We start from the raw sequence: 17,858 nt of genomic DNA on the forward strand, positions 1-17,858 counted from the left end.
GAGCGCGGCCCCGCATCGGGGAGGCAGATGGGAGCGGAGGTGCCGGACAGGGCAGTATGGGACCCGTGACGTCTCAGCCCGGCAGACCCCGACGCGTGGCCGTGATCTCGGTGCACACCTCCCCGCTGGCGCAACCCGGCACGGGAGACGCAGGCGGAATGAACGTCTACGTACTGCAGACCTCCCTGCAGCTCGCCCGCCGCGGCGTCGAGGTCGAGATCTTCACCCGGGCCACGTCGTCGGCGGATCCGGCGGTGCAGGAAGCCGCGCCGGGTGTCCTGGTCCGCAACATCGAGGCCGGTCCGTTCGAAGGTCTCGACAAGCACGATCTGCCCACCCAGTTGTGCGCGTTCGCGGCCGGGGTCCTGCGCGAGGAGGCCCGCCACGCGCCCGGGTACTACGACCTGGTGCACTCGCACTACTGGCTGTCCGGCCAGGTCGGCTGGCTCGCCCGGGATCGGTGGGGGGTCCCGCTCGTGCACACCGCCCACACGCTCGCCGCGGTGAAGAACGCGTCGCTGGCGGCGGGGGACACCCCGGAACCGGCGGCCCGGCAGATCGGTGAGCAGCAGGTCGTCGCGGAATCGGACCGGCTGGTCGCGAACACCGCGGACGAGGCGCACGCGCTCGAAAGCATCTACCGCGCCGACCCCGCGAAGATCGACGTGGTCGCACCCGGCGCCGACCTCTCGCGTTACCGTCCCGGCGACCGCGACCGGGCCCGGGCGGAACTGGGGCTCGATCCGCGCGAGACGATCGTGACGTTCGTCGGTCGCATCCAGCCCCTCAAGGCGCCGGACGTGCTGCTGCGCGCCGCTGCTCGCGCCGTTGCCGACGCACCGGATCTTCCGTTGCGGGTCCTGATCGTCGGCGGGCCGTCCGGCACCGGCCTCGAGCGCCCGGACTCGCTGATCGAACTGGCCGCCGAACTGGGCATCGCGGCGCGGGTGACCTTCCTGCCGCCGCAGCCGTCGGATCGGCTGGTGCAGGTGTATCGGGCGTCGGATGTTGTTGCGGTGCCGAGTTATTCGGAATCGTTCGGTTTGGTGGCGATCGAGGCGCAGGCGTGTGGTGTCCCGGTGCTCGCCGCGAACGTCGGCGGCCTGGGGGTCGCGGTGCGCGACGGCGAGACCGGGGTGCTCGTCGACGGGCACCGCACCGAGGACTGGGCCGCGGCACTCGGAACGCTGGTCGCCGACCGCGGGCGGCGTGAGGTGCTGGCGTCGGCCGCGCCGAGGCATGCCGAGAACTTCTCGTGGGAACACACGGCGGACGGACTGCTCGCGGCCTACCGCAAGGCGGGCGCGCGGCGGAACCGGGCGTTCGGGACCGGCGAGTTCTCGCTGCGCAGGCAGCGTGGGTTGTGGAAGCTGCGGCGGACAGGTGGTGTGAAGGCATGAGTGCGGACCTGAGCGAACTGATCGAGTCGACGCTGCGCGACCGCGGCCTGGACTTCTCCCGGAAGGAGGGCGGGCACTTCGTCGTCACCCTCCCGGGTGAGAACAAGCTCGAAACGACGACGCTGCTGACGATCGGCAACCACGGGCTGCGCATCGAGGCGTTCGTGTGCCGCAAGCCCGACGAGAACTTCGAGGGCGTCTACCGGTATCTGCTGCGGCGCAATCGCCGGCTGTACGGCGTGGCGTACACGCTCGACAAGATCGGCGACATCTATCTGGTCGGACGGCTGTCGGAACAGTCGGTCACGGCCGAGGAACTCGACGCGGTCCTCGGGCAGATCCTCGAGGCGGCCGACTACGACTTCAATGTCCTGCTGGGACTGGGCTTCCTGACGTCGATCAAGCGGGAATGGGACTGGCGGGTCTCGCGTGGTGAGTCGCTGCGCAATCTCGAACCGTTCCGGCACTTGATCGAAAACAACGGTGAGGGAACGGAATCACCGGACAAGTCCGGCAGTGTCGTGTCCGACGAGGAGTCGCAGAGCGGGTCGTGACCGCCCGTTTCGGGTGATCCGCTCCACAGTATTACTGTGACGCTCGTCACGTTCCAGGGTGGAAACGAAAGTGCCGGTGGCGCCGATAATTTGGGCGCGACCTGGCGTTTGTCCGGGAGTTGATCTTGAAGTGTGGGACGGGCGTCCCAAGATTTCAACGCGTGACCTTTCCGAGATGGTCGCTTAACGTCGTTATCGGCTCGAAACGACGAGCCCGGCCCGAACCGATCGGGCCCATACCGAACACCGGCCCGCCGCCGCTTGCTCTGCCCCCGCGGGATCGGTCACACGAAACCTTCGAGGGGCAGGGACGGATCGATCGCCGATTCCGGAGCGTGTGTTTCGGGAGACGGACTCCGCGGGAGCCGTTCTTTCGGGTGCATGTGTTGTCCGGAAACAGGTTTCGGTAGATCGGCCCGTCAGCAGACGCGGAGAGGATCCACCCAATCATGGCAAAGCTCACCTTCACCAAGCGCACCCTCGGTTCCCTCGCGGCCGGTGCCGCTCTCCTGGTCACCCCGATCGCTCTGGGTACCGGCACCGCCAACGCCGCCTCGGGCAACTGGGATGCCGTGGCGCAGTGCGAGAGCGGCGGCAACTGGGCCATCAACACCGGCAACGGCTACCACGGCGGCCTCCAGTTCTCCCAGAGCACCTGGAACGCCTACGGCGGCCAGCAGTACGCGTCGACAGCGAGCCAGGCATCCCGTGAGCAGCAGATCGCTGTCGCGGAGAACGTCCTGGCGGGTCAGGGCGCCGGCGCGTGGCCGGTCTGCGGTCAGTACCTCTGATCGTGCCCCCGATGCCTCCGATCGCCCGCATGGCGATCGGCCGGTGACGAACCCCCGAAGCCCCGTGTGCGAATTGCTCGCGCACGGGGCTTCGGAGTGCGTGCGGCAGTGGGTTCGCCCGCGGAGTGCATGACGAGTTCCGCGATCCCGGGTAGTGTCCGGCACGCGGCTGTGACTGTGTTCACAATCGTGGAGTATCGTGCCCTCGACCCACTGGCACCCAGTGCCGTCTCGTCTGCCCCGGAGGAAGAATCATGAGTTTCCGCAGCCCGTTCCCCGACGTCGAGATTCCGGCACTGAGTGTCTACGATTTCCTGTTCGGTTCCGTCGCCGAAGCCGACCTGAATCGGACCGCATTCGTGGACGGACTCACCGGCACGGTCACCGACTACCGCACGCTCATCGGGCAGATCGACGGAGTGGCCGGCGCACTGGCCGCGCGCGGTATCGCCGTCGGGGACGTCGTCGGTCTGCTCTCGCCGAACATCCCCGCCTTCGGGGCCGTGTTCCACGGGATCCTGCGTGCCGGCGCGACCGCGACGACCATCAACGCGTTGTACACCGCCGAGGACGTCGCCAAGCAGCTGCAGGACTCGCACGCCAAGGCCCTCGTCACCATCTCGCCGCTGCTCCCGCAGGCGAAGGAAGCCGCCGCGAAGGTCGGCATCCCGGACGAACTGCTCATCGTCCTCGACGGCGCCGAGGGACACCCCTCGCTGCGCGACCTGCTGACCGAGGCCGCTCCCGCCCCCGACGTGAGCTTCGACCCCGCCACCCACCTCGCGGTGCTGCCGTACTCGTCGGGCACCACCGGGCGGCCCAAGGGCGTCATGCTCACCCACACCAACCTCGTCGCCAACGTGTGCCAGATCGATCCGCGCATGGGCATCGGCGCCGACGACCGCATCCTCGCGGTCCTGCCGTTCTTCCACATCTACGGCATGACCGTGCTGCTCAACGCCGCGCTGTACAACCGGGCGACCCTCGTGACGATGCCGAAGTTCGATCTCGTCCAGTTCCTCACCCTCGTCTCCGAGCAGAAGTGCACCTACGTGTTCGTCGCGCCGCCCGTCGCGGTCGCGCTGGCCAAGCATCCCCTCGTCGACGACTACGACCTGTCCAGCGTGCACACGATCTTCTCGGGGGCCGCCCCGCTCGACCGGGAACTCGGCGGCGCCGTCGCACGGCGGCTCGGCTGCAAGGTCCGGCAGGGTTACGGCATGTCCGAGATGAGCCCGGTCAGCCACGCGATCCCGTTCGACGACGACGAGACCGCCCTCGACTCCGTCGGCCCGACCGTCGCGAACATGGAGTGCAAGCTCGTCGACCCGGTCACCGGCGAGGAAGTCGCGTACCCGGACGGCGACGGGGTCTCCGAGCCGGGCGAGCTGTGGTGCAAGGGCCCGAACATCATGGCCGGCTATCTCGGCAACCCCGAGGCCACCGCCGAAACCCTCGACGCCGACGGGTACCTGCACACCGGTGACGTCGCGACCGTGGACGGCCGCGGGGTGGTCACCATCGTCGACCGCCTCAAGGAACTCATCAAATACAAGGGCTACCAGGTGCCGCCGGCGGAACTCGAGGCGCTGCTGCTCACGCACCCGCAGATCGCCGACGCCGCCGTGATCGGGGTGCTCGACGACGAGGGCGAGGAGGTTCCCAAGGCGTTCGTGGTGCTGCAGCCGGGCGCGGAACTGAGCGAGGACGACGTCATCACGTTCGTCGCCGAGCGGGTCTCCCCGCACAAGAAGGTCCGGCAGGTGCAGTTCATCGACCTGGTGCCGAAGTCGGCGGCCGGCAAGATCCTGCGCAAGGACCTGCGGACCGGCGCGTAGCGCCGAGGACGATCAACCGCGCAGGATCCGGCCGAGATGCGCCGCGAGCGACTCGAGGCTCGGATCCTGCGTGCGGGATCCCACGTAACCGTCGGGGCGAACCACCACCGCGGCGGCCGGTCGGCGCCCACAGCAGCACCGTGTGACCGGTGTGCCGGAACAGGGCGTGGATCCGCAGGTCCCGAGCTACGCTGTCCTGCCGCAGCCCGGTCGCGTCGGGGGCCCGCTCACCGGGCGCCGGGGCACGCCCCTCCCTCTCGGGTGTCGCGACGATCGGGCTTCCGGGATAGTGTGGGCCGCGTCCCCGGCAAGGAAGACCCGGCCCGAACCGTAGTGCCCGGTGACGCGATGACTCATCCGGAACACCGAGGACCACCGCATGTTTCGCGCCCGCACCGGTTCGGGAACGAGCCGGTCGAGCACCACCCGGGTGGGGCCGGTTCGGGGCGCCGCCCGCTCTCGGGCCCGTGCGCGAGCTCGCTGCCCTGCGCGGCTCCGCGGCGATTTCGTCGGCGGCGAACATCGATACGCGGGGTACCGGCCGGCGCCGGGCTGTGATTGTCTCTCGTGCGGCGCCGGACCGGATGCCCCTCGGGTGTTCCGGTGGAAGTTGCTACGCGAGCAGGTGGGGGAGTCCGGCGTGGTAGCGGTCGGCGTCGATGCGGCGCGCGGGCTCGAGTTCCGGTGGTTCGTGCAGGCGATACATCGACGGTGGGGCGGCCGGGGAATCGGCGGCGTCGAGCAGCGCCGTCACTGCGGCGCGAGCCGATTCGTTCGCCGATTCCATGGTGGCCAGGTCGATGTCGGTGCGCACGTAGTCGCCGGACAGGAACAGATTCGGGATCGCGGTCCGTGCGTCGGGACGGTTCTCCCGAGACCCGACGGTGTTGACGAGCAGCGGGGTGTCGTTGGTGATTCCCTCGGTACCCCAATGCAATCCGGGATCGATGAACCACGACACGACGTCGTTCTCGTCGAGCGTATCGCCGCTGTCGGAGAGGCAGACCGCCATCTGCGCCCACGTCTCCTTCGCGATCTCCTCACGGGTGCATTCCTTGGCGGTCCTGCCGAACAGAATGCCGGGGGTGTCCCAGTCCGAGATGTCGACCGACAGGCAGTCGTGTGCGGAGCCGTCTCCGTAGCGGGTGGCGAAATCGCTGCGCCAGAACTGCGCCTGGCTGATCGACGTGAGTGCCCACGGCGATCCGAGATAGGCGACATGGCCTTTCGCGATGGGGGTGGGGCGGCGCAGGAAATACTGGATGCCCACCATCCAATCGGTGTGGAGCCGGCGCATTCCCTCCAGGCGCGGATCGGCGGCGAGGATCTGCGGCGTCCACAGCGGCACCGCGCGTTCGACGGGCATCGCCGCGACGAACCAGTCGGCCTCGGCGGTCGCGGTCCCGCCGCTGCCGTCCACCAGGCGAGCCGCACTGATCCTGCCGCCGGATATCTCCAATGCCTGTGCTGCCCAGCCCATCTCGAATCGAACGCCGAGGTCGCGCAGAAGCTGCGCCCACGGATCGATCCACGCCTCGTTCGTCGGTGCGGACAGCAGCCGGTCGAGGTGGCCGTACGTGGGGACCGTGCCCATCGCGTTCCACACGAAGGCCTGGCCCATGATCCCGATGGTCCGGGTGGACACGACCGCGGGCCGGGCCGCGACCAGCTGCCGGGTGAGCGCCGAGACCAGGATGTCGCGGTAACCCTGTGATTTTCCCTCGCTTTCGAGCGTCTGCGACCACGTCCGGTGTTCCCATTCCCCGTCGCGCCGTTCGATGCTGCTGGTCAGGAACATGACGAGTTTGCGCAGGAACACCGCGAGCTCGTGCGGCGGGATCGCACCACCGAGGGAGAACGCCGCGGCCAGCGACTGCTGCAGTGTCGCCGGGTCGTGGATGTCGGCGCGCAGCGGCGCGATCGACGCCGGTGCCGTCAGGTCCGGGGCATCGGGCAGCGCGAGCCGGAAGGCGTCGCCCGCGACGAGATTGTCGAAGACACCGTTCGGGTTGCCGGGGAACGGGATTCGTCGCATCGTGTCGGGGATGTGCTGGTAGAAGCCCGGAAAGAATCGGAACCCGTGTTCGCCGGGCAGATCCAGTCGGCCGCCGGTGGCGGTGCCGGGCGACGGGATGCTGCGGGCCTTGCCGCCGAGTGCGGTCGGTTCGTAGACCGTGACGTCGAATCCGCGCTCGATCAGTTCGTGGGCCGCCGTGAGTCCGGCCATGCCGCCCCCGAGAACCGCGACGCGCCGGCCGGCCGAACGCAGGACGGGCGAGCGTGGTCCGGGTCGTGACGCGGGACCTGCCGAGGCGCCGGGTGGCAGTGCGGCGGCGGCGCCGAGAAGCCCCAGTGCGGTGAGTGCGGTGCGACGGGAGAAGCGGGCGTCGAGCATGTGAACCCCAGCTTTCGCGAGTCGAGTGAAAACGCGTGTTGTCAGATATAGCGGACGGGACGGGCCTCCCGCGGCCGAATGGCGACAGTGACGTGCCAGGATTGGGAGCTATGAGTATCGGAACACTTGTATTGCTCCGCCACGGCGAGAGCGAATGGAACGCGATGAACCTGTTCACCGGCTGGGTGGACGTGCGCCTGACCGACAAGGGCATCGCAGAAGGCAAGCGCGCCGGCGAACTGCTCAAGGAACACGACCTCCTCCCGGACGTGCTCTACACCTCGCTGCTGCGCCGCGCCATCAGCACCGCGAACTTCGCGCTCGACGCCGCGGATCGTCACTGGATTCCCGTCGTCCGCGACTGGCGTCTGAACGAGCGTCACTACGGTGCGCTGCAGGGTAAGAACAAGGCCGAGATCAAGGACGAATTCGGCGACGAGCAGTTCATGCTGTGGCGTCGTAGCTACGACACCCCGCCGCCGCCGATCGAAGCCGGCAGCAAGTACAGCCAGGACACCGATGTGCGCTACGCCGACGTCGACCAGGTCCCGCTGACCGAATGCCTGAAGGATGTCGTCGAGCGGCTCGTCCCGTACTGGGAGGAGACCATCTCGAAGGAACTCCTCGCCGGGAAGACCGTGCTCGTCACCGCCCACGGCAACTCGCTGCGCGCGCTCGTCAAGCACCTCGACGGAATCTCCGACGACGAGATCGCCGGACTCAACATCCCGACCGGCATCCCGCTGCGCTACGACCTCGACGAGAACCTGCGCCCGCTCAACCGGGGCGGCACCTACCTCGACCCCGAGGCCGCCGCGGCCGGCGCCGCCGCCGTCGCGGGCCAGGGTGGCAAGTAGGTAGCCTGTCGACTTCTTCCGACCGGATGGTTCGTCGCCTTTTCCGAGCGAAAGATACATTCGCTCGATCCAAGGAGACGAGGGATACATTCGCTCGGAAGGGGTGGGCTCCGGAGCAGCCGGACGACGTTCGGACGAGCCTCGGGCGATCCGCCCTCGCCGGGGCCGCGCGGTGACACCGTGCGGTCCCGGCAAACGCCGGGTAAACAACCGGCAAACCTCCCAAAAATGCGGTGTGACGTGCGCCGAAACGGGCGAACCCGCCGTCACGACCTGTCGGCTCGTACGTACGATTCGTGACGTGAGTGTGTTGCAGGGCGTTCTGCTCGCCGGTGTCGCCGCGGTCCTGGGGGCCGCTGTCGGGGCCGGGCTGATGTGGATCGCGCGGTCCCGTGGCAGCGGCGGCGACGAAACCGAACTGACCATGGCGCAGGTTCTCGATCGCGTCGTCTACACCGCGACCACCGGCATCGCCGTCGTCGACAAGTTCCACGACGTGATCCTGTTCAATCCCCGCGCCGAGGAACTCGGGCTCGTCCGCAGCCGGCGCATCGACGAACGTGCCTGGGTCGTCGCGAACCAGGTGCTCGACCGCGACCAGGTCCTCGAGCTCGACCTCAGCGACCGCAGCCCCCGGAACCGGGGCGGGATCACCGTCCGCTGCCGTGCCAGCCGGCTGTTCGACGACGATCCGCGCTTCGTCGCGTTGTTCGCCTACGACGACTCCGAGATGGTGCGCATGGAAGCGACGCGGCGCGATTTCGTGGCCAACGTCAGCCACGAGCTGAAGACACCCGTGGGGGCGATGGCGCTGCTCGCCGAGGCACTGCTCGAATCCGTCGACGACCCCGACACCGTGCGGCACTTCGGGCAGCGAGTGCAGAGCGAGGCCCAGCGGCTCGGCAACATGGTCACCGAGCTGATCTCCCTGTCCAAGCTGCAGGGTGCCGAGAAGATGCCGGACCTCGAGATCGTCGACGTCGACGCCGTGGTGCAGGAAGCGCTCGAGCGCACGGCGCTCACCGCGGAGAACGCCGACATCGCCGTCGCCACCGACCGTGCCACCGGATACGAGGTGCTCGGCGATCAGAGCCTGCTCGTCACCGCACTGACCAACCTCGTCGAGAACGCGATCGCCTACTCGCCGAAGGGCTCGCCGGTGTCGGTGAGCCGGGCGCTGCGGGAGGGGAAGGTCGCGATCTCGGTCACCGACCGCGGCATCGGCATCGCGCAGGAGGACCAGGAGCGGGTGTTCGAGCGGTTCTTCCGGGTCGACAAGGCGCGGTCGCGGGCCACGGGCGGGACCGGCCTCGGACTCGCGATCGTCAAGCACGTCGCGGCCAACCACAACGGCGAGATCGTCCTGTGGAGCCGTCCCGGAACCGGCTCCACGTTCACTCTGCTCATCCCCGCGCACTTCGAGAGCAGCGACGACGAGGATCAGCTCCCGGCCGGGTACGAGGCGGAGGCCGGACAACGATGAAGAACCTCCGCCGCACTGCGACGAAAGACTCTGCTGCACGCGGTGCGGCGCGAACCACGCGACCGTCGCGGTCGCGGACGACGAAAGGTACGGAGGCCCAGCTGTGACGAGTGTGCTGATCGTGGAGGACGAGGAGTCGCTGGCGGACCCGCTGGCGTTCCTGCTGCGCAAGGAGGGTTTCGAAACCACCGTCGTCACCGACGGGCCGTCGGCGCTGGCGGAGTTCGACCGTGCCGGCGCGGACATCGTCCTGCTCGATCTGATGCTGCCCGGGATGAGCGGCACCGATGTGTGCAAGCAGTTGCGCAGCCGATCCGGCGTCCCGGTGATCATGGTGACCGCGCGCGACAGCGAGATCGACAAGGTGGTCGGGCTCGAACTCGGCGCCGACGACTACGTCACGAAGCCGTACTCGGCGCGGGAACTGATCGCCCGCATCCGCGCGGTGCTGCGCCGCGGCGCGGAAAGCGAGGCCGAGAGCCAGTACAACGACGCGGTCCTCGAAGCGGGCCCGGTGCGGATGGACGTCGACCGGCACGTCGTGCACGTCGGTGGGGAGCAGATCACGCTGCCTCTCAAGGAGTTCGACCTGCTCGAGTACCTGCTGCGCAATTCCGGCCGCGTGCTCACCCGCGGCCAGCTCATCGACCGGGTGTGGGGCGCGGACTACGTCGGCGACACCAAGACCCTCGACGTGCACGTCAAGCGGTTGCGCTCGAAGATCGAAGCGGACCCCGCCAAGCCCCGGCACCTGGTCACCGTCCGGGGACTCGGGTACAAACTCGAAGCCTGACCCCCGTGCGTGGTTCCGGTAGCGGCTGCTACCGGAACCACGCACGGGTCACGATTCGGCGGCTGCGGTGGTCGCGGGGTGCACGGCGATCAGGCCGAGGCCCTCACGTCGCCGGCACAGGCGCGCGAGTTCGTCGTATGCGGCGGTGCCGAGCAGCTCGCGCAGTTCGGGTGCGTACGACTGCCACACCGGCCTGGCCCCGACGTGCGCGTCGGGAGAGCCGGAGCAGTACCAGTTCAGGTCGTGCCCGCCCTCGCCCCAGCCGCGCCGGTCGTATTCGGTGACGACGGTGCGGAGGATCTCGGTGCCGTCCGGGCGCTCGACCCAGTCCTGGGTGCGGCGGATCGGCAGCTGCCAGCACACGTCCGGCTTCATCTCGAGCGGTTCGATGCCGCGCCGCAGTGCCATCTTGTGCAGCGCGCAGCCGATACCCCCCTCGAAGCCGGGACGGTTCAGGAAGATGCACGCACCCTTGTACCGGCGGGTGCGCAACGCGGGCTCGTCGTCGAGGTCGTCCTCCTCGAGATAGCCCTTCTTGCCGAGTCCCTTGTGCATGAGCTGCCAGTCGTCGGCCGTGAGATGTTTCACTGCCGCATTGAGCTTGTCGAGGTCGTCGTCGTCCGACAGGAACGCACCGTGCGAGCAGCAGCCGTCGTCGGGCCGGCCCTCGATGATGCCCTGGCACGCGGGCGTGCCGAACACGCATGTCCAGCGCGAAAGCAGCCACGTGAGATCTGCGGCGATCACGTGTTCGTCATTGTCGGGGTCGGTGAATTCGACCCATTCTCGTGGGAAATCGAGGGGAACTTCCGGGGCCGGATCGAGCTTGTGTTCGCTGCCGGACATACCTGCTGTCACAGTGACCGACGGTAGACCCAGTACCTTGTGTATGTGCGCCTTGGGGTACTCGACGTCGGAAGCAATACGGTTCATCTGCTCGTGGTGGATGCCCATCGGGGCGGTCACCCGACCCCGATGAGCTCGACCAAGGCCACCTTGCGGCTCGCCGAGAGCCTCGACGGTGACGGCAACATCACCCGGGCGGGTGCCGACCGGCTCGTCGAGACCGTGCACGAATTCGAGAGCATCGCCCGCACCTCGGGGTGCGGTGAGCTGATGGCGTTCGCGACGTCCGCGGTGCGCGACGCCTGCAACTCCGATGCGGTGCTGCAGCGCGTACGCACCGAGGCCGGGGTCGCGCTCGACGTCCTCTCCGGTGAGGACGAAGCCCGGCTGACGTTCCTCGCGGTCCGCCGCTGGTACGGCTGGAGCGCCGGGCGCATCCTGAACTTCGACATCGGCGGCGGTTCCCTCGAGCTCGCGTTCGGTGGCGACGAGGATCCCGACGTGGCGTATTCGCTGCAGCTCGGCGCCGGCCGCCTGACGCGTGACTGGTTCCGTGAGGATCCCCCCGGAAAAAGACGGATCTCGGCGCTGCGGGACTGGCTCGACGCCGAACTGGCCGGACCCGCCAAGCATCTGCGCGGGGCCGGCGATCCGGACCTGACGGTCGCGACCTCGAAGACGTTCCGCACGCTCGCGCGGCTGACCGGCGCGGCACCGTCGTCGGCGGGTATCCGGGCGCACCGGACGCTGACCGTGAGCGGATTGCGTCAGCTCATCTCGTTCATCTCCCGCATGACCACGTCGGATCGTGCGGAACTCGAAGGTGTCAGCTCGGACCGGTCCCAGCAGCTCGTGGCGGGCGCGCTCGTGGCCGAGGCGAGCATGCGCGCGCTCGGGGTGGAGGAGCTGCAGATCTGCCCGTGGGCGCTGCGCGAAGGACTTATCCTGCGCAAGCTGGACACCGAGATGGGGGGCGAACTGGTGGTGGCCCGATGACGGAGAAGAAACCCGATACCGGGCAGATCTCGGTCGCCGAACTGCTCGCGCGCAACGGCAAGACGGTGGATTCCCGCGCCGGCGGTCGCCGGCGCCGCGGCACCAGCGGTGGCATCTCGGTGGCGGAACTGACGGGCGAGATCCCGATCACACCGGCCGCGGAGCCGACACACGCGGAACCGGATGCCGAGGCGAAACCCGCATCGGCGCCGACCCCGGCGCGGGTCGTCGAAGCTGCGAAGCCGGAATCCCCGAAGCGCGCATCCCCCACGCTCGAAGCCCCGGCGTCCGCATCCGCGACACCGGCCCCCGCGGTGGCGACACCGAAGCCCGCACCGGGCGCAGCGAGTACGCCCGCACCGGCCGCTGTGAAGCCGGCGCCTGTCGTGAAGCCGGCGCCTGCCGTGAAGCCGCCGCCCGCAGCGGAGGACGCGCCGACCACCGCGGACAGCGTGAAGATCGAGTCGCCGACCGAGGTGATCCGCCCGTCCGCGTTGCCACGCCGGGCACGGGCGCATCTCGAGACGACCGCGGCGTCCGCGGCGGTCGTGCCTCCGGCTCCGGTCCTGCCGCGACCGGCCGACGGACCCGAGCCGAGGTTGCTGTCCGGACCCGCCAGCGACCTGCGCGGAACCGGATCCGACGACGCGGACTCGCTCGAGGACACGGATCTGATCGGCGGCGCCGTCGCCGATCCGAAGAAGGCGGACACCAAGGCGAAGTCCACCGGTTCCAAGGCTGCGGATTCGAAGGACGGGGCCGAGGACACCGAGAACTCGAAGGACACGTCGACGGGCCGGGGCAGGCGCCGCCGCGGCGCCGCCAAGGATTCCGACGGCAAGGATCGTGACGGCAAGGACGCCGACACCGCCGACGAGACGTCCGATGCGGAGGAGGACGGTGCCGGCGACGGCGGCGGCCTCAAGCAGTGGGCGATGCTGGCCGGTGAGAGTGTCGCCGCGATCGTCGCCGGAGCGCTGCTGTTCAAGGGCTTCGAGCGCCTGTGGGATTCGCTGCCGTGGGTTGCGTTCGCGCTGGCGCTGCTGGTGATCGTCGGGCTGGTGGCGGTGGTCCGCATCCTGCGCCGCACCGACGACATCACCAGCCAGCTCATCGCGCTGGCCGTCGGGGCGTTCGTCACCTTCGGTCCGCTCCTGTTCCTGTTGCCGAACGGATGAGGTGAGTGCCGGCATGGGGACTGCACAGCGGATCCTGGTCGGGTTGTCCACCGCGTCGGTGTATCCGGAGAACACCGAGGCGGCGTTCCGCTTTGCCGCCGACCTCGGGTACGACGGCGTCGAGCTGATGGTCTGGGCGGAGTCGGCGAGCCAGGACATCGGAGCGGTGCAGTCCCTGATCCGCAGATACGCGATGCCGGTGCTGGCCGTGCACGCCCCGTGCCTGATGATCTCCCAGCGGGTGTGGGGGGCGGATCCGGCGGCCAAGCTCGACCGGTCGGTGCGGACCGCCGAGCAGCTGGGTGCGCGGACGGTCGTGGTGCATCCCCCATTCCGCTGGCAGCGCCGCTACGCGGAGGGCTTCTCCGACCAGGTCGCGCGGCTCGAGGAGAGCAGTCACGTGTCGGTCGCGGTCGAGAACATGTACCCGATGCGCGCCGACGTCTTCTTCGGCAGCCGCAGCGCCGAACGGCTGCGTCGTCGCGGTGGTCCGGGGCGGGCGGTGTCGGCGTACAGTCCGTCGATCGACCCGACCGACACCGGGTACGCGAACTACACGCTGGATCTGTCGCACACCGCGACCGCGGGCATGGATGCGCTGGCGCTCGCCGATCGCATGGGGGACCGGCTCACTCATCTGCACCTGGCCGACGGCCGGGGTGCGTCACTCGACGAGCATCTGATCCCGGGTGACGGCACGCAGCCGTGTGCCGAGGTGTGCCGGAGGCTCGCGGACAGCGACTTCGAAGGCCAGGTGGTGCTCGAGGTGAGCACACAGAGTGCCCGCACCCGCGCGGAACGCACGGTGCTGCTGCGGCGGGCGCTGGAGTTCGCACGTGAGCACCTGGAACGGGCGCCGCGTCGCGCGATCACGACCGGGCCGGTGCAGCCGCGTTCCGCGGAGATCGCGCGGATCGAGCCGGCCTCACAGAGCGGCGATGCCCGCGGCGAGCACCGCGACGCCTGAGATCACCAGTCCGGCGACCAGCGACGTCGCGCCGACCCACACCGACGCGATCATCGGGCCCGGTCGCTGCGGATCCGGTCCGAGCACGGACAGGAAGAAGCCCGCCGGAACGAAGATCGCTGCCGACAGCACCGCGATCGCGCCTGCTGCCGCCCATCCGGGGGAGGCGCCGACGACGTGGGTGAGTACCGCGACGAGCAGACCCAGCGCCACGAGCACGCCGGCGTGCGCGTGCCCTGCCCGGAAGAACGTCTTCTGAAGGTCGTTGGCCGGGACCCTGCCGTTCCCGACGCGCAGGAGGAAGGTGCCGCCGAAGGCGATACCGACAACGGTGAGCAGGGTGATGCCGAGAACGATGACGAGCACGGGATGCATGAGGATTCCTCACTGATCGGCCGAGCCGGGACATTGGGTAGTGGAACTATCCAATATTGGATAGCTGTAGTATCCGATGTCAAGGATCGGAGGGTCATGCGGATCTCGGAGCTCGTCGCCCGCAGCGGGGTACCGCTCGCGACCGTCAAGTACTACCTGCGCGAGGGCCTGCTCATGCCGGGAGAGACGACGAGCGCCACGCAGGCCCGCTACGACGAACAGCACGTGCGGCGCCTCGCGCTCGTCCGCGCCCTCGTGGCCCGCGGACTGCCGCTGAACCAGGTCAAGATCGTCGTCGACCTGATCGACAACCGCGACGACCCGCTCTTCGCCGTCCTCGGCCGCGCCATCGAGGCACTCCCGCCGTACGCGCCGGACACCGAGCCCGCCGACACGGCCGGTGCCCGCGATCACCCCCGCGCGCGGCGCGTGCTCGATCGGCTCGGCCAGATGTACGACCCGCGCTTCGCGGGCGTCGCCCAGCTCGAACGCGCGCTCGAAGCGCTCGAAGCAGCCGGACTGTCGATGACCGACGAACGGATCGACGTCTACGGCAGGCACATCCGTGGCGTCGCCGAGATCGACCTCGCGCTGCTGCCCACCGACTCCCGGCAGGACACCGTCGAGGCCGCGGTCCTCGGCACCGCCCTCTACGAACCCGTACTGACGGCGATGCGCCGGCTCGCCCATCAGGACCTCGCCGCCCACATCTTCTTCGACGATTCCCACAACCAGCAGGAGCAGCAGTGACCGACCTCGGCCCCCATCCCTTCCGGGACCTGACCACCCTCGACGACGCCGGCGACGGCCGGTGGCGTGCGCACATCCACCCGACCTGGACCATCGGCCCCAAGGTCCACGGCGGATGCATGCTCGCCGTGTGTGCCGCCGCCGCACGCCGCGCGCTCCTCGGCGGAGGTGCCCTCGACGGCGCGGAGGCGATCCAGCCGCTCGCGGTGAGCGCCTCCTTCGTCGCGGCACCGGACCCGGGCGATGTCGATCTGGTCACCACGATCCGCAAGCGGGGCAAGCAGGTCTCCGTCGTCGACGTCGAGCTCGCGCAGGGCGATCGGGTGGCGGTGCGGGCGTCGGTCACCCTCGGGCTCCCCGACGACGGCGACGACGTGTTCGCCGTGGAACAGCCCGTCGCGCAGCTGCCGGCCGAGCCGACACCGGGATCGCAGGTGCTGACCCCGCAGCACCCGATGGGGCAGATCGTCAACGTGTGCGGTGGCGCCGACCTGTCCGTCGACGAGACCAGCGCGCACTTCCTCAGCGGAACGCAGGGCGACCCCGTCGTGCGGATGTGGGCCCGGCCGCGACCCGGCGACGAGGCGGACCGCGACACCGCTGTGCTGTTCGCGCTGATGGCCGGGGACATCTCGGCGCCGGTCGCGATGAACCTAGGCCGGTTCGGCTGGGCACCCACCGTGCAGCTGACCGCCTACCTGCGGCGTCTGCCGCAGCCGGGCTGGATGCGCGTCATGGCGAGCAGCACGGTGCTCGGCAGCACGTGGTTCGAGGAGGACCACACCGTCGTCGACTCCACCGGCGCCGTCGTCGTGCAGAGCCGTCAGCTCGCCATGATGCCCCGGTAGGGCGGGCAACGCGCCGTCCCGGCGGCGTGGCAGGCTTACGGCCATGACGAGAATTGCGGTGATCGGTGGCGGCAAGATCGGGGAGGCCCTCGTCTCGGGCCTGCTGCAGGGTGGATTCGCGACGAAGGACCTCGTCGTCTCCGAGAAGTTCGAGGCACGCGCCGACACGCTCGCGCGCGAGTACTCGATCCGGGTGACCGCGGCCGTCGCCGACGCCGCGGAAGGCGCCGACGTCCTGGTGGTGGCCGTCAAGCCCGGCGACGTCGACGCCGTTCTCGCCGATCTGGCGCACGCGGACCTCGACGGTGATCGCGACCAGTTGCTGGTGTCGCTCGCCGCCGGCATCCCCACGTCGCGGTACGAGAACAAGCTGCCCGCAGGTTTCCCGGTGGTTCGGGTCATGCCGAACACGCCGATGCTCGTGGGCGAGGGAGCCAGCGTCATCGCCGCGGGACGGCACGCCAAGGCCGAGCATCTCGAGCTGGTGAGCGACATCCTGTCGTCCGTCGGAACGGTCACGACCGTCCCCGAATCGCAGATCGACGCGGTCACCGCCGTGTCCGGCTCCGGCCCCGCCTACTTCTTCCTGATCGCCGAGGCGATGATCGACGCGGGTGTCGCGCTCGGCCTGAGCCGCGCGGTGTCGACGGAGCTGGTCGTGCAGACGATGACCGGGTCGGCGGCGATGCTGAGCCGGTCCGGGGAGAGCGCCCCGGACCTGCGTGCGGCGGTCACCTCGCCCGGCGGAACCACCGCGGCGGCCATCCGTGAACTCGAGCGCGGCGGGCTTCGCACCGCCTTCTACGAGGCGCTGTCCGCTGCCCGCAAGCGCTCCGCGGAACTGGGCGCAACCGGCGAGTAGAACACGGACGGAACGGACGGCGCACCAAATTCGTGGTCCGCACCGTCGCACAGGAACCAATCGTCACGCTAAGCTCGGATTAGCACGTGCGTGTCTGTTCCGCCGGAGGGGAAGCCGGCGGCGCGGGACGTGCCGGAGGTGTCCAATGGTTTCTGGAAGCACACCGTCGAAGGGGCAACAGCCTCAGGACGGACAGTCGGTTCTCGCCGGCACCCAGTTTCTCACCGTGGCCGAGGTTGCGGCGTTGATGAGGGTGTCGAAGATGACCGTGTACAGGTTGGTCCACAGTGGTGAGCTGCCTGCCGTACGCGTGGGACGGTCGTTCCGTGTCCACGCGAAGGCCGTTCACGACTATTTGGAAACTTCGTACTTCGACGTCGGATAGCTGTCGTCGGGCGTGCCGGCGAGCGGACCTCGTTTTCGCTCGGCGGTTCCGCCCCGGTACGATTGCAAGTCGTCGTACCGGCCAGCCGGTGTCGTAAGGCGCTGAGCTCGTCACCACGAGGCCCAGCGTCGACATACAGGCGTACGTCACCGGCGTGCGCAGGACCGATAGAGAGAACGAGGGATACCCGCCATGGGTTCTGTGATCAAGAAGCGCCGCAAGCGCATGTCGAAGAAGAAGCACCGCAAGCTGCTCCGCCGTACGCGCGTCCAGCGTCGTAAACTCGGCAAGTAATTCTCGACATTCCGGATGCCCGTCACCGTTTCGGTGGCGGGCATCCGGCATTTCCCCGGGTATTTCGACCGTTGTGCGGCGTTCGGGAACAGCGGTTACTTCCGTGTAATGCGAGGTGGGGAATCTCACCGTATTGTGGGGACCCATACCGCGTGAGAGTCGTTCCGTGATGCGAGTCGGCTCGGCCGAGGGATGCGAGTCGGCTCGGCCGAGGGATGCGAGTCGGCGGTCAAGCCCCAGAAGGTG

The 17,858-nt window shown here is 69.0% G+C and carries 17 protein-coding genes and 2 pseudogenes; 15 read left to right on the forward strand and 4 right to left on the reverse strand.

The window, feature by feature from the left end; translation table 11 throughout:
* Positions 1–56: 56 nt before the first annotated feature.
* The 4 genes and pseudogenes from mshA (at position 57) to A8G15_RS11160 (ending at position 4,583) form a co-directional block, all read left to right on the forward strand.
* A complete protein-coding gene (gene mshA, locus A8G15_RS11145; protein WP_068159059.1) occupies positions 57–1,400 on the forward strand; it encodes a D-inositol-3-phosphate glycosyltransferase in 1,344 nt (447 codons plus the stop codon).
* Positions 1,397–1,954, forward strand: coding sequence for a type III secretion system chaperone family protein (locus A8G15_RS11150; RefSeq protein WP_068159060.1), 558 nt, complete (start codon positions 1,397–1,399; stop codon positions 1,952–1,954). Before mshA ends, A8G15_RS11150 begins: the two co-directional genes overlap by 4 nt.
* 449 nt (positions 1,955–2,403) lie before the next feature.
* A pseudogene (locus A8G15_RS11155) lies at positions 2,404–2,742 on the forward strand (transglycosylase family protein); the annotation flags it as partial.
* A 257-nt stretch (positions 2,743–2,999) separates the two neighbouring features.
* On the forward strand, positions 3,000–4,583 hold the full coding sequence (locus A8G15_RS11160; protein ID WP_068159062.1) for an AMP-binding protein: 1,584 nt from the start codon (positions 3,000–3,002) through the stop codon (positions 4,581–4,583).
* 282 nt (positions 4,584–4,865) lie between these two features.
* Here A8G15_RS11160 and A8G15_RS32495 read toward each other — a convergent pair.
* Positions 4,866–5,059 (reverse strand): annotated as a pseudogene (locus A8G15_RS32495) (FAD-dependent monooxygenase); the annotation flags it as partial.
* A 137-nt stretch (positions 5,060–5,196) separates the two neighbouring features.
* Positions 5,197–6,978: a hydroxysqualene dehydroxylase gene (locus A8G15_RS11165; RefSeq protein ID WP_068159063.1), complete on the reverse strand. Its 1,782-nt coding sequence runs from the start codon at positions 6,976–6,978 to the stop codon at positions 5,197–5,199.
* A gap of 101 nt (positions 6,979–7,079) precedes the next feature.
* Between A8G15_RS11165 and A8G15_RS11170 the strand changes: the two genes are divergently transcribed.
* The 3 genes from A8G15_RS11170 to A8G15_RS11180 all read left to right on the forward strand — a co-directional run bounded on the left by A8G15_RS11170 (position 7,080) and on the right by A8G15_RS11180 (position 10,111).
* Positions 7,080–7,835 (forward strand): phosphoglyceromutase, encoded by a 756-nt coding sequence (locus A8G15_RS11170; RefSeq protein WP_211270147.1) that lies wholly within the window; start codon positions 7,080–7,082, stop codon positions 7,833–7,835.
* Between the two features lie 301 nt (positions 7,836–8,136).
* The gene (locus A8G15_RS11175) at positions 8,137–9,318 is read left to right on the forward strand and encodes a sensor histidine kinase (RefSeq protein WP_068159099.1); all 1,182 of its coding nucleotides are present in this window, start codon (positions 8,137–8,139) and stop codon (positions 9,316–9,318) included.
* Positions 9,319–9,421: 103 nt separating this feature from the next.
* Complete coding sequence (locus A8G15_RS11180) at positions 9,422–10,111, forward strand: response regulator transcription factor (RefSeq protein ID WP_068159065.1); 690 nt, start codon at positions 9,422–9,424, stop codon at positions 10,109–10,111.
* A 48-nt stretch (positions 10,112–10,159) separates the two neighbouring features.
* On the opposite strand, the gene A8G15_RS11185 is transcribed toward A8G15_RS11180, so the two are convergent.
* Positions 10,160–10,957, reverse strand: a complete 798-nt coding sequence (locus tag A8G15_RS11185; RefSeq protein WP_068159101.1) for a DUF3109 family protein — start codon at positions 10,955–10,957, stop codon at positions 10,160–10,162.
* 45 nt (positions 10,958–11,002) lie between these two features.
* Here A8G15_RS11185 and A8G15_RS11190 point away from each other — a divergent pair, with 45 nt between their 5' ends.
* The 3 genes from A8G15_RS11190 to A8G15_RS11200 are packed head-to-tail and all read left to right on the forward strand — an operon-like array spanning position 11,003 to position 14,098.
* Positions 11,003–11,953 (forward strand): Ppx/GppA family phosphatase, encoded by a 951-nt coding sequence (locus A8G15_RS11190; RefSeq protein ID WP_082899817.1) that lies wholly within the window; start codon positions 11,003–11,005, stop codon positions 11,951–11,953.
* Positions 11,950–13,131 (forward strand): hypothetical protein, encoded by a 1,182-nt coding sequence (locus A8G15_RS11195; RefSeq protein ID WP_068159069.1) that lies wholly within the window; start codon positions 11,950–11,952, stop codon positions 13,129–13,131. Before A8G15_RS11190 ends, A8G15_RS11195 begins: the two co-directional genes overlap by 4 nt.
* 13 nt (positions 13,132–13,144) lie before the next feature.
* Complete coding sequence (locus tag A8G15_RS11200; protein WP_068159103.1) at positions 13,145–14,098, forward strand: sugar phosphate isomerase/epimerase family protein; 954 nt, start codon at positions 13,145–13,147, stop codon at positions 14,096–14,098.
* On the opposite strand, the gene A8G15_RS11205 is transcribed toward A8G15_RS11200, so the two are convergent.
* Positions 14,057–14,473: a hypothetical protein gene (locus tag A8G15_RS11205; RefSeq protein ID WP_068159071.1), complete on the reverse strand. Its 417-nt coding sequence runs from the start codon at positions 14,471–14,473 to the stop codon at positions 14,057–14,059. The two genes, A8G15_RS11200 and A8G15_RS11205, sit on opposite strands and share 42 nt — an antisense overlap.
* A gap of 96 nt (positions 14,474–14,569) precedes the next feature.
* Between A8G15_RS11205 and A8G15_RS11210 the strand changes: the two genes are divergently transcribed.
* The 5 genes from A8G15_RS11210 to A8G15_RS29830 all read left to right on the forward strand — a co-directional run bounded on the left by A8G15_RS11210 (position 14,570) and on the right by A8G15_RS29830 (position 17,612).
* Positions 14,570–15,223, forward strand: a complete 654-nt coding sequence (locus tag A8G15_RS11210) for a MerR family transcriptional regulator (protein ID WP_068159073.1) — start codon at positions 14,570–14,572, stop codon at positions 15,221–15,223.
* A complete protein-coding gene (locus A8G15_RS11215) occupies positions 15,220–16,071 on the forward strand; it encodes a thioesterase family protein (RefSeq protein WP_068159077.1) in 852 nt (283 codons plus the stop codon). The genes A8G15_RS11210 and A8G15_RS11215 overlap by 4 nt, the downstream gene beginning before the upstream one ends.
* A 43-nt stretch (positions 16,072–16,114) precedes the next feature.
* Positions 16,115–16,933 (forward strand): pyrroline-5-carboxylate reductase, encoded by an 819-nt coding sequence (gene proC, locus A8G15_RS11220; RefSeq protein ID WP_068159079.1) that lies wholly within the window; start codon positions 16,115–16,117, stop codon positions 16,931–16,933.
* 145 nt (positions 16,934–17,078) lie between these two features.
* Entirely contained in the window at positions 17,079–17,318 is a 240-nt protein-coding gene (locus A8G15_RS11225) for a helix-turn-helix domain-containing protein (protein ID WP_068159081.1), read from the forward strand.
* A 192-nt stretch (positions 17,319–17,510) separates the two neighbouring features.
* Positions 17,511–17,612 (forward strand): 30S ribosomal protein bS22, encoded by a 102-nt coding sequence (locus tag A8G15_RS29830; protein ID WP_003402602.1) that lies wholly within the window; start codon positions 17,511–17,513, stop codon positions 17,610–17,612.
* Positions 17,613–17,858: the final 246 nt, after the last annotated feature.

The organism is Rhodococcus phenolicus (assembly GCF_001646785.1).
Taxonomy (GTDB): domain Bacteria; phylum Actinomycetota; class Actinomycetes; order Mycobacteriales; family Mycobacteriaceae; genus Rhodococcus; species Rhodococcus phenolicus.